General features: G+C 68.9%; 8 protein-coding genes. 5 read left to right on the plus strand and 3 right to left on the minus strand.

Annotated features, from left to right (window positions below; all coding sequences use genetic code 11):
- The first annotated feature begins 39 nt into the window (after positions 1-39).
- Positions 40-1953, plus strand: coding sequence for a tetratricopeptide repeat protein (locus tag G3N61_RS00880; protein WP_205821109.1), 1914 nt, complete (start codon positions 40-42; stop codon positions 1951-1953).
- A gap of 84 nt (positions 1954-2037) precedes the next feature.
- Here G3N61_RS00880 and G3N61_RS00885 read toward each other — a convergent pair whose 3' ends face one another.
- Positions 2038-3333 (minus strand): MFS transporter, encoded by a 1296-nt coding sequence (locus tag G3N61_RS00885; protein WP_205821110.1) that lies wholly within the window; start codon positions 3331-3333, stop codon positions 2038-2040.
- Between the two features lie 350 nt (positions 3334-3683).
- On the opposite strand from G3N61_RS00885, the gene G3N61_RS00890 reads away from it, so the two are divergent.
- Positions 3684-4628: a hypothetical protein gene (locus G3N61_RS00890; protein WP_205821111.1), complete on the plus strand. Its 945-nt coding sequence runs from the start codon at positions 3684-3686 to the stop codon at positions 4626-4628.
- Positions 4629-4706: 78 nt separating this feature from the next.
- On the opposite strand, the gene G3N61_RS00895 is transcribed toward G3N61_RS00890, so the two are convergent.
- Together G3N61_RS00895 and G3N61_RS00900 are read right to left on the minus strand one after the other, a co-directional pair.
- Entirely contained in the window at positions 4707-5399 is a 693-nt protein-coding gene (locus G3N61_RS00895) for a DUF2968 domain-containing protein (RefSeq protein WP_205821112.1), read from the minus strand.
- 115 nt (positions 5400-5514) lie between these two features.
- Positions 5515-6705, minus strand: coding sequence for a type 1 glutamine amidotransferase (locus tag G3N61_RS00900; protein ID WP_043181825.1), 1191 nt, complete (start codon positions 6703-6705; stop codon positions 5515-5517).
- Between the two features lie 280 nt (positions 6706-6985).
- Here G3N61_RS00900 and G3N61_RS00905 point away from each other — a divergent pair, with 280 nt between their 5' ends.
- The 3 genes from G3N61_RS00905 (at position 6986) to G3N61_RS00915 (ending at position 9701) form a co-directional block, all read left to right on the plus strand.
- Positions 6986-7666, plus strand: coding sequence for a GntR family transcriptional regulator (locus tag G3N61_RS00905; protein ID WP_205821113.1), 681 nt, complete (start codon positions 6986-6988; stop codon positions 7664-7666).
- 6 nt (positions 7667-7672) lie between these two features.
- Positions 7673-9049, plus strand: a complete 1377-nt coding sequence (locus tag G3N61_RS00910) for an amidase (RefSeq protein WP_205821114.1) — start codon at positions 7673-7675, stop codon at positions 9047-9049.
- Positions 9050-9188: 139 nt separating this feature from the next.
- Positions 9189-9701, plus strand: a complete 513-nt coding sequence (locus G3N61_RS00915; protein WP_043181818.1) for a disulfide bond formation protein B — start codon at positions 9189-9191, stop codon at positions 9699-9701.
- The last annotated feature ends 110 nt before the right edge of the window (positions 9702-9811 follow it).

Genomic DNA, 9811 nt, shown 5'->3' on the forward strand with positions numbered 1-9811 from the left:
GATCCTGCAAGTCTACGCCGCTCCCGGTGACGGGGCCATATGCCGATCGGCAAACGAGCGGCACCGCCGCGCGGTGTGGGAAAATACGCGCTTTCCGTCAGTTTTCGCGTCATGGATTCCGCATTCGAACGGGCGTATGCCGCACACCGCGCGGGCCGCCTCGCCGAGGCCGAGCACGGCTATCGCAACGCGCTCGCCTCCAATCCCGCCGACGCCGACGCGCTGCATCTGTTCGGCGTGCTGCGGCACCAGCAGGGCCAGCACGCAGAGGCGGCCGATCTCGTCGGCCGCGCCGTCGCGCTGCGTCCGGACGATGCCGCGCTGCAGCTCAATCTCGGCAACGCGCTGAAGGCGCTCGGCCGGCTCGACGAAGCGGTCGACCGCTTTCGCAATGCGCTGACGCTCGCGCCCGAATTTCCGCTTGCGCACTACAACCTCGGCAACGCGTATGCGGCACTGCAGCGCCACGACGATGCGATCGATGCATTCGGCCGCGCGCTCCGGCTCACGCCCGACGATGCGTCGATCCACAACAATCTCGGCAACGCGCTGAACGCGCTCGGCCGCCACGACGACGCGCTCGCCGCGTTCCATCGCGCGCTCGAGCTGCGGCCCGGGCATGCGGGGGCGCACAACAACCTCGCGATGGCGCTGAACGCGATGGGCCGCGCCGACGACGCGATCGCGCACTTCCAGGCCGCGATCGCCGCGCAGCCGCGCTTCGTCGCCGCGCACTTCAATCTCGGCAACACGCTCGATGCGGTCGGCCGGCATGCCGAGGCAGCCGCCGCGTTCGAAGCCGCGCTCGCGCTGCATCCGCCGTTTCCGCTCGCGCTGTTCGGGCTCGCGAACGCACTGAGCGCGCAGGCCCGCCACCGCGACGCGCTGCCCTACTACGAGCGTGCCGTCGGTCTCGATCCATCATTCAGCCTGGCCTGGCTGAACCTCGGCAACGCACATCACGCGCTCGGTGCGCACGAGATGGCGCTGCGCGCATTCGACCAGGCGCTGCGCGTCGCGCCCGATCTCACGCTGGCCCGGCTGCACCGTGCGGTCACCCTGCTCACGCTCGGCGACTTCACGCGCGGTCTGCCTGCCTATGAAGCGCGCCATGACACGCCGGGCGCGACGCCGCTCGGCACGCTGCCGCGCTGGCAGGGCGAGCCGATTGCGTCGCGCACGCTGCTGATTCGTGCGGAACAGGGCTTCGGCGACACGCTGCAGTTCGTCCGCTTCGTGCCGCTCGCGCGCGCGCGCTGCGCGCGCGTCGTGCTCGAAGTCCAGCCGGAACTCGTGACGTTGCTGGCGCCGGCCGCGTCGCGCTGGCGCGTAACGCTCGTCGCACAGGGCAGCGCGAAAGCGCCTGCCGCGGATATCGCATGCACGCTGATGAGCCTGCCGTTCCTGCTCGGGCTTCAGACGGAGGAGGACATCGTCGCGGGCTCGCGCTACCTCGATGCCCCCGACGGCACCGGCAGGCGCTTTCGCGGCTCGCTCGGCGGGCAGTCGAAACGCAAGTTCGGCCTCGCGTGGTCGGGGCGCCGGCAGGCGCAGGAAAACCGCTCGATGCCGTTCGACGCGCTTGCACCGCTGCTCGCGCTGCCGGACATCGACTGGATCGTGCTGCAGCCCGCGCTCGACGACGACGAACGCGCGCGCGTCGACGCGCATCCACGCGTGCATCGGCTCGACGGCCGGCTGAACGACTTTGCCGACACGGCTGCGCTGGTCGAGCGGCTCGACGGCGTCGTCACGATCGATACGGCAGTCGCGCACCTCGCCGGCGCGCTCGGCAAGCCGCTGTGGGTCATGCTGCCGTTCGCGCCGGACTGGCGCTGGTTCACTGGCGACGACTGCCCGTGGTATCCGCAGGCCCGGCTCGCCCGCCAGCCCGCGCCTGGACAATGGCTCGACGTGGCGGCCGCAGTTGCCGGCATGCTGCGCGAAGCCTGAACGCAGACGAAAAAAGGGAGCGCGGCGCGCTCCCTTTTTCAATGCGATGCGTGCGACCGGCGCCGCGCGATGGACGGGTGGCGCTCAGGCCGCCTTGTACTGGTTGCGCGCCTCTGGCGTGCGATACAGCACGAGCGTCGCGACCAGCCCGCAAATCGCGGCGACGCTCAACCACAGCCCCGGCGCCGCCTTGTTCCCGGTCTGATGAATCAGCAGCGTCGAGATCGCGGGCGTGAAACCGCCGATCGTCGTCGCCAGGCTGTATGCGAGCGAGAAACCGGCCGTGCGCACGTCGGCCGGCATCACTTCGGTCAGCGCGACGACCATCGCCCCGTTATACGACGCGTACAGGAACGACAGCCACAGCTCGACCGCGAGCAGCCGCAGGAACGACGGATCGCCGACGAGCCACAGCACAGCCGGGTACGCCGACAGCAGCGTCAGCACGGTGAACGTGATCAGCACCGGGCGGCGCCCGATGCGGTCGGACAACGCACCGGACAGCGGCAGCCAGACGAGATTGGAGATCCCCACGCAGACGGTCACGACGAGTGCGTCGAGCGACGACAGGTGCAGCACTTCCTTGCCGAACGTCGGCGTATAGGCGGTGATCATGTAGAACGACACCGTCGTCATGATCACCATCCCCATGCCTGCAACCACGACGCCCCAGTTGTCGAGCATCGAACGCATGATCTCGCCCATCGTCGGACGATGACGCTTCGCGAGGAACTCGTCGGTCTCCTTCAGCGAACGACGGATCAGGAACAGGAACGGCACGATCAGGCAGCCGATCAGGAACGGAATGCGCCAGCCCCACGCGGTCATCTCCTCGGCCGGCAGCAGGCGGTTCAGCAGCACGCCCACGAACGCGGCGAACACGACGGCCACCTGCTGGCTGCCCGACTGCCACGACGTATAGAACCCCTTGTGCCCCTTCGTCGCGATCTCGGACAGATAGACCGACACGCCGCCGAGTTCGACGCCCGCCGAAAAGCCCTGCAGCAGCCGGCCGAGCAGCACGAGCGCAGGCGCGAGCACGCCGATCGTCGCATAGCCGGGTATCGCGGCCACCGTGAGCGTGCCGAGCGCCATCAGCCCGAGCGTCAGGATCAGCCCCTTGCGGCGGCCATGGTGGTCGATGTACGCACCGAGCACGATCGCGCCGACCGGCCGCATCAGGAAGCCCGCGCCGAACACCGACAGCGACAGCATCAGCGACGCGAATGCATTGCCGCTCGGAAAGTAGGTTTTGGCGATGGCCGACGCGTAATAGCCGTAGACCATGAAGTCGTACATTTCCAGGAAGTTGCCGCTGACGACTCGGAACACGGTGCGGAATTTCGATTCCTGCGCGATGGCGTGTGACGCGGTTGACATGGGTTTCTCGCTCAGCTCGGATGGCGCGAATCCGCGCCGCATGGATCCGACGACGCACGCAGCGCCGGGCCGGCGCGCACGGACATCGCTGCCCGCCGGCGGCGCGCCGCGCAGCGACGCGCGCACCGGCATGGTTCGCGCATCATGCCACGTCAACCCGACATTTGCCTTGTGTCGCCCCTGCCGTTGCCTTCTCAGAGTTCTCCTAGTACGAGTCGTCCCGAAACGGAAGCAAAAATCGGATTGATCTGATCGACCGGCCTTCGCCGGCTGACCACAATGTCTCGATTTGCAACGACAGTTCCGCGCCGCACCGGCACGGTTGCCCGTGTCGCGTGGCGCACCGCCCTATGACCCCATCGCACCTCGTCCCCGTTGCAGGCGTGCTCGCCCTGCCACGCGTCGCTCCGCTCGATCGCGTGCCGTCGTTCGGCCGCGACTGGATCTTTCGCGACGCACCCGGCGCGCAGCCCGGCAAGCACTGTGTCGCGACACTGACGACGTCCTGCATCGACGTAGACCGACCGCACCGCACGTGCCACTGGCAGCCGCTGCCCGTCGCCGCGTCGGCCCCGACTCACGTCGGATCGTCGGTTGTACTGCCTGCCGCTGCGGATCGGCATTCCCGCCATACCGCCGGCGGTTTTCGCGACCGGCGTGCACGGTACGCGATCTGCTGGAGCATCGGCGCGCTCGGCATCATCGGCTGGCTGATTGCCGCACATGAACCGCCCGTGGAATCCGGGCCTGCCTACGAGATCCAAACGGCAAGCGGCGTACCGGATCACGCTACGTCGTCGTCCGGCACCGTGCGGATCGCCACGGTTCAGACGCGTCCGTCGACGAGCGCGCCACCGCAGCACAAGATGGCCGAGCCCGTCGCGACAACGGCCGCATCACCGCCGGCCTCGCCCCCCGTCACGCGTCGTCCGGCGTCGCTTCGTCCGAGGGCAACGTCCAGCGTGCCGCACACGACCACTGCATCGCTGCCTCGTTCAAACGGCAAGCGTGCGACGGCGGCACCGGCCCGGCCAGCGACCATGCCGCGGCTGGCTGCGCATCCGCCGATCCGGCGCAACACGGTCGACACCAGGGCACGCGATCGGCTCGCAACCGCGCCGCGCGCCATCGCCAATTCACGCGGCACGCTCGACGATCCGCTCACGCTGATTGCGATGGCAGGCGCGCTGCGCAGCCAGTCCGCGCAACGCACGCTCCCTCCAGTCAATTTCGACTGGACGACGCAACTGTCCCATCGCCGCCTGACCGATACACCGGACGCGTTCACGCGCTGACGGCCGCGTCATAAAAAAACCCGGCGAAGCTCGCTTCGCCGGGTTTTGCTCGTCTCTCTGCGTCCGTCTGACGAATCGTTACTTGTGCGCGGGCAGCCCCGTCTCGGTCTGCTTCTCGAGCTGTCGCACCTGCTCCTGCAGATCACGCAGCTGCAGCTGCGCGGCCCGCTTCTCGACCTGCAGCGCCTGTGTCTGCTCCTGCGCCGACCGCTGCCGCTGCGCAACTTCGGCCTGCTGGCTGCGCGCAACGCTCAGGTCGGCCTGCAACTGCTGCGCACGATTCGCCTGCAGCGCGATCACGCGCTCGAGAAACGCCTTCTGCGCCTCCAGCTCGGTCCGGCGGATCTCGATATCGGCAAGTTGTACGGTCTGCTGAACGAAGTTCGCGTACACCATCTCCGCACGGCTCTTCTCTTGCGACCGGATCACGCGCCACAGGTGCTTGTCCTGGAACAGCGCGACGTAGTACGTCATCTCGCGCGGATCGAACATCAGGCTCGCGCCGTAGCTGCCGTTGTAGGTCGTGCGCATCTCGACGATCCGGCCATCGTGCAGCATCTGCGTCAGCTCGGCGACGTTGCCTTGCGCGGACGCATCCGCCGCAGCCACGCTGGTTGCCGCCACGTCGCCGCGCAGGCTCGTGACCGCCGGACGCGTGCCGGCGGCGGGCGCGGTCGCATCGGCGGACCAGGCCGTGCCCGCTTGTGCGCAGGCAGCCAGCGCAACGATCCACGTTGCGCATCGTGCAGGGGAAAAATTTCGGAAAGCCAACGTCGGACTCCGGCGAACGAATCGGGACTCGCGATTATCGTTCAAAACGAAACGGCCGCATCTCGAATTTATCGGGATGCGGCCGGTCCTCTTGCGACGCGGAGAATGTCGCTTGCTACAGGCGGGTTTCACGCGCCGCGCGCAGGAACGCATCGAGCAGCGGCGTGCAGTCGAGCAGCTCCGAACCGCCGGCCCGATGGAACTCGGGGTGCCACTGCACGCCGACGACGAATGGTGAGCGCCGATGGCGAATGCCTTCGATGATCCCGTCGCCGGCCGACACGGCCTCGATGTTCAGATCGCGGCCGAGATCGCGAATCGCCTGATGGTGGATCGAGTTGACGATCGCTTCGCTGCGCCCGGGGAACATGCTCGCGAGCGTCGACGAATCCGGGAAGCGGATCGCGTGACGATGCTGGTCGTAATGCTCGCTCACGTGCGCATTCGCGGTCGGCACATCGGTGGCGATGTCCTGATACAGCGAGCCGCCGAACGCGACGTTGATCAACTGGCAGCCGCGGCACACGCCGAGGACGGGTTTGCCGGACTCGACGAACTCGTGCAGCAGCTCGAGTTCGTACATGTCGCGCACGCGATCGCCCGGCCATTCAGGGCGAGCGTCGGATGCGGCGTAGGTTTGCGGGGATACGTCCGCGCCACCCTGCAGCAGCAGGCCGTCGAGATGCTTCGCGTAATCGCGCAGGCGGATGTTGCTCGGGTGAATCATGCCCTGGTGGCCGACGGTCGGAATCATGAACACGAGCACGTCACGCGACATCACCCAGTGGGCGATCGATTCCTCAAGATACTGCAGCGTCTTGCCGCGCAGCCCCTTCGCACCCGGTTCCGGATGGAAGATCCGCGCCGACACGCCGATGCGCAGCGTGCGCTGCGTGATGCGCTGGCCGGCACGGTCGAACAGCCGGCGCGCACGCGCCGCCACGATCCGGCCGAACACCGACCACGGCGTGTCGCTCTGCTTCAGATAAGCCGGCGGCGCATTCTGCGCGCTCGCGGGCGGCGGGCGCGGCGTGTCGAAGTCGGGTTGCGCACCGAACCCCGGCGGTGGCGTGCCATGCTTCGGCGGCGCGGCAGCGGCAGCGCCATCGATGGCGGCACCCTTGGCACCGGGCGCACCCGGCTCGGACGCAGCCGTCACCGGCGACGCGCCGTCCGCAGCGACGTGCTGCGCGGCGGCCTGGGCGGCCGGCGCATCGGGCGCTTTCGCCGGATCGGTACGGGGAGAATCGGAAGAAACGGAGGAGGTGCCGGGCAGACCGGCCGGGGAAGGCGTGTTTTCGTTCATGACGATGGTCTGGTACGTCGCTCACGCGTATGGATAAACGAGGATTCATTATGCTTCAGCGCACGATCGAGCGGCAAACCTGCAACATCCTGTCGATATTGTTGCAAGTTGGCGGCAAACCGCGCCGGGGCGCGTCCCCGTTCACGTGCGCGTGACGCCAATGCCACGTGGTCGGTACTGGACACCAGTGATATATCACAATAATATCCAGACATCGCTCACGCTTCCCGGTCTCCCGCGCCATGATCGCGCCCCGCCCGGCCACCGCGCCGCCTCCCGCATGAATGCCCTGACCGACGTCACCCGCGACCGGCCCGCCGCACCGGCGGCCAGCCTCGCCGACCGCGCGTACGCGCTGATCCAGCGCGACATCATCACGATGCGCCTGAAGCCCGGCGCCGCCCTCAACGAAGCCGACCTCGTCGCCCGCACCGGGATCGGCCGCACGCCGGTGCATCAGGCCGTCCATCGGCTCGTGCTCGAAGGGCTGCTGTCCGTGATGCCGCGCAAGGGATTGATGGTGCAGCCGCTGTCGCTCGACGACATCGTCGCGGTGATCGACGTGCGGCGCATCAACGAGGCGCACTGCGCGGAACTCGCCGCGCGCCATGCCACGCCCGACGATCTCGCCCGCCTGGCCGCGCTGCTCGACGACGGACAGGCCTGCGTCGACACGCACGACGTCGAGGGCATGATGGAACTCGACCGCGCGTTCCACCAGGCGATCGCCGCGGCTGCGCGCAATGCGGTCCTCGCCGAGATCCTGCGCGCGCTGCACGAGCGCTCGCTGCGCTTCTGGTTCGTCACGCTGTCCGAACCTCATCATCTCGCCGACGTCCAGCACGAGCATCGCGAACTGTTCGATCGGCTGTCCGCGCGCGACGCCGCCGGCGCGCGCGAAGCCGTCGAAAGCCATATCGATTCGTTCCGCTCCACGCTTCTTCAACATCTCCGTCCCTGAGCCGCCATGACCACTTTCACGCCCTTCCCCCCGCTCGCCCAGCTCGCCGCCGACCTCGCCGCCGGCCGGACCACGAGCCGCGCGCTCGTCGACACCGCGCTCGACCGGATCGCCGATCCGTCGGGCCAGGGCGCGGTCGTCTTCACCGAAGTCGATGCCGACAACGCGCGCGCAGCCGCCGACGCGCACGACCGGCTGCGCGCCGCGGGCACCGTGCTGTCGCCGCTCGCGGGCATTCCCGTGTCGGTCAAGGACCTGTTCGACGTTGCCGGCCAGGTGACGCGCGCCGGTTCGCGCGTGCTCGACGGCGCACCGGCCGCACAAACCGATGCGGTCGCCGTCGCGCGGCTCAAGCGGGCGGGCGCGGTGCTGGTCGGCCGCACCAACATGAGCGAGTTCGCGTTCTCGGGGCTCGGACTGAATCCGCACTTCGGCCATCCGCGCTCGCCGTACCACCGCGACGTGCCGGGCGACGCGCGGATTTCCGGCGGCTCGTCGTCCGGCGCGGCCGCATCGGTCGCCGACGGGATGGCCGCGGTCGCGCTCGGCACCGATACGGGCGGCTCGATCCGCATTCCGGCCGCACTGTGCGGGCTGACGGGCTTCAAGCCGACCGCGAGCCGGATCCCGACGCAAGGCGGCGTGCCGCTGTCGACGACGCTCGACTCGTTCGGCCCGATCGGCCTGACGGTCGCCTGCTGCGCGCTCGTCGACCGAATGCTCGCGGGCCTCGAACCGCACGTGCCGGCCGCCCGGCCGCTCGAAGGCGTGCGGCTCGGCGTGCTGACGAACTACGTGACCGATGGCGTCGATGCCGACGTCGCAGCCGCGCTCGACGCCGCGCTCAAGCATCTCGAAGCCGCCGGCGCGATCGTCACGGAAGTGCGCTTCCCGGCGCTCGACCGGCTGCCGGACATCAACCGCTTCGGCTTCTCGCCGATCGAGGCCTATGCGTGGCATCGCCCGCTGCTCGACAAGCACCGCGACCAGTACGACCCGCGCGTGCTCACGCGGATCCTGAAGGGCGAACCCGCGAGCGCGGCCGACTATCTCGACCTGCTCGCCGCGCGCACGGCGATGCTCGACGAAGCCGCGCACACGGTCTGGTCGCGCTTCGATGCGCTCGTCTCGCCGACGGTGCCGGTCGTGCCGCCGCGCATCGCCGAACTCGAAGCGGACGACGCCGCGTTCACGCGCACCAACGCGCTGATCCTGCGCAACCCGAGCGCGTTCAACTTCCTCGACGCGTGCGCGCTGTCGCTGCCCTGCCATCCGCGCGATGCCGCGCCGGTCGGGCTGATGCTCGCGGCCGCACCGCATCGCGACGACGCGCTGCTCGCGATCGGCCAGGCGGTCGAGGCCGTGCTGAACACGATCCGCTGACCGCAGCCAATCGACCGCCGGCGGACAGCGCGCGCGGTGCGGCAGGTTGCCGCACGCGCGCTGTCAGTTTCGTGCCAGACCGTTCGCGCTAAAATCGCGCGATTGTTTTCCGGACCGACCCACGAGGAACCCCGCCGACATGAACGACTACACGCTCGCCATCCGCCGCGAACGCCGCCTGCTGATGCTGCTCGGATGGGTGTGCATCGCCCTGCTGGCCGGTGCGCTTTACCTGCAGTACGTGAAGAACGAAGATCCGTGCCCGCTGTGCATCATCCAGCGCTACTTCTTCTGCGCGATCGGGATCTTCGCGTTCCTGGCCGCCGGGATCCGCAACTGGCGCGGCGTCTGGGTGCTCGAGCTGCTGATCGCGATCGCCGCGGCCGGCGGTGTCGGCACGGCCGCCCGGCATCTGTCGATCCAGATGAATCCGGGCTTCAGCTGCGGCTTCGACACGCTGCAGCCGATCGTCGACAGCCTGCCGCCCGCGCAGTGGTTCCCCGGCATGTTCAAGGTTGCCGGGCTGTGCGAGACCGTCTATCCGCCGATCTTCGGCATCCTGCTGCCCGGCTGGTCGCTGATCGGCTTCGCCGCGATCCTGATCGCCGTCGTCGCGAGCCTCTGGCGCCATCGCCGCAAGCTCGTGGCCTGACCGGCCGGTTTCGCACCGGCCTGCGCGCGGCCCGCTCCCCCGGGCCGCACACCGCCGACCGGTAACCGCCCGGCCCGGGAGCACTCGCCGGCCCAACCCGGCGGGCCGCA

Origin of the sequence: Burkholderia sp. Ac-20349, from assembly GCF_017104865.1 — a bacterium.
GTDB classification, from domain to species: Bacteria; Pseudomonadota; Gammaproteobacteria; order Burkholderiales; family Burkholderiaceae; genus Burkholderia; species Burkholderia aenigmatica.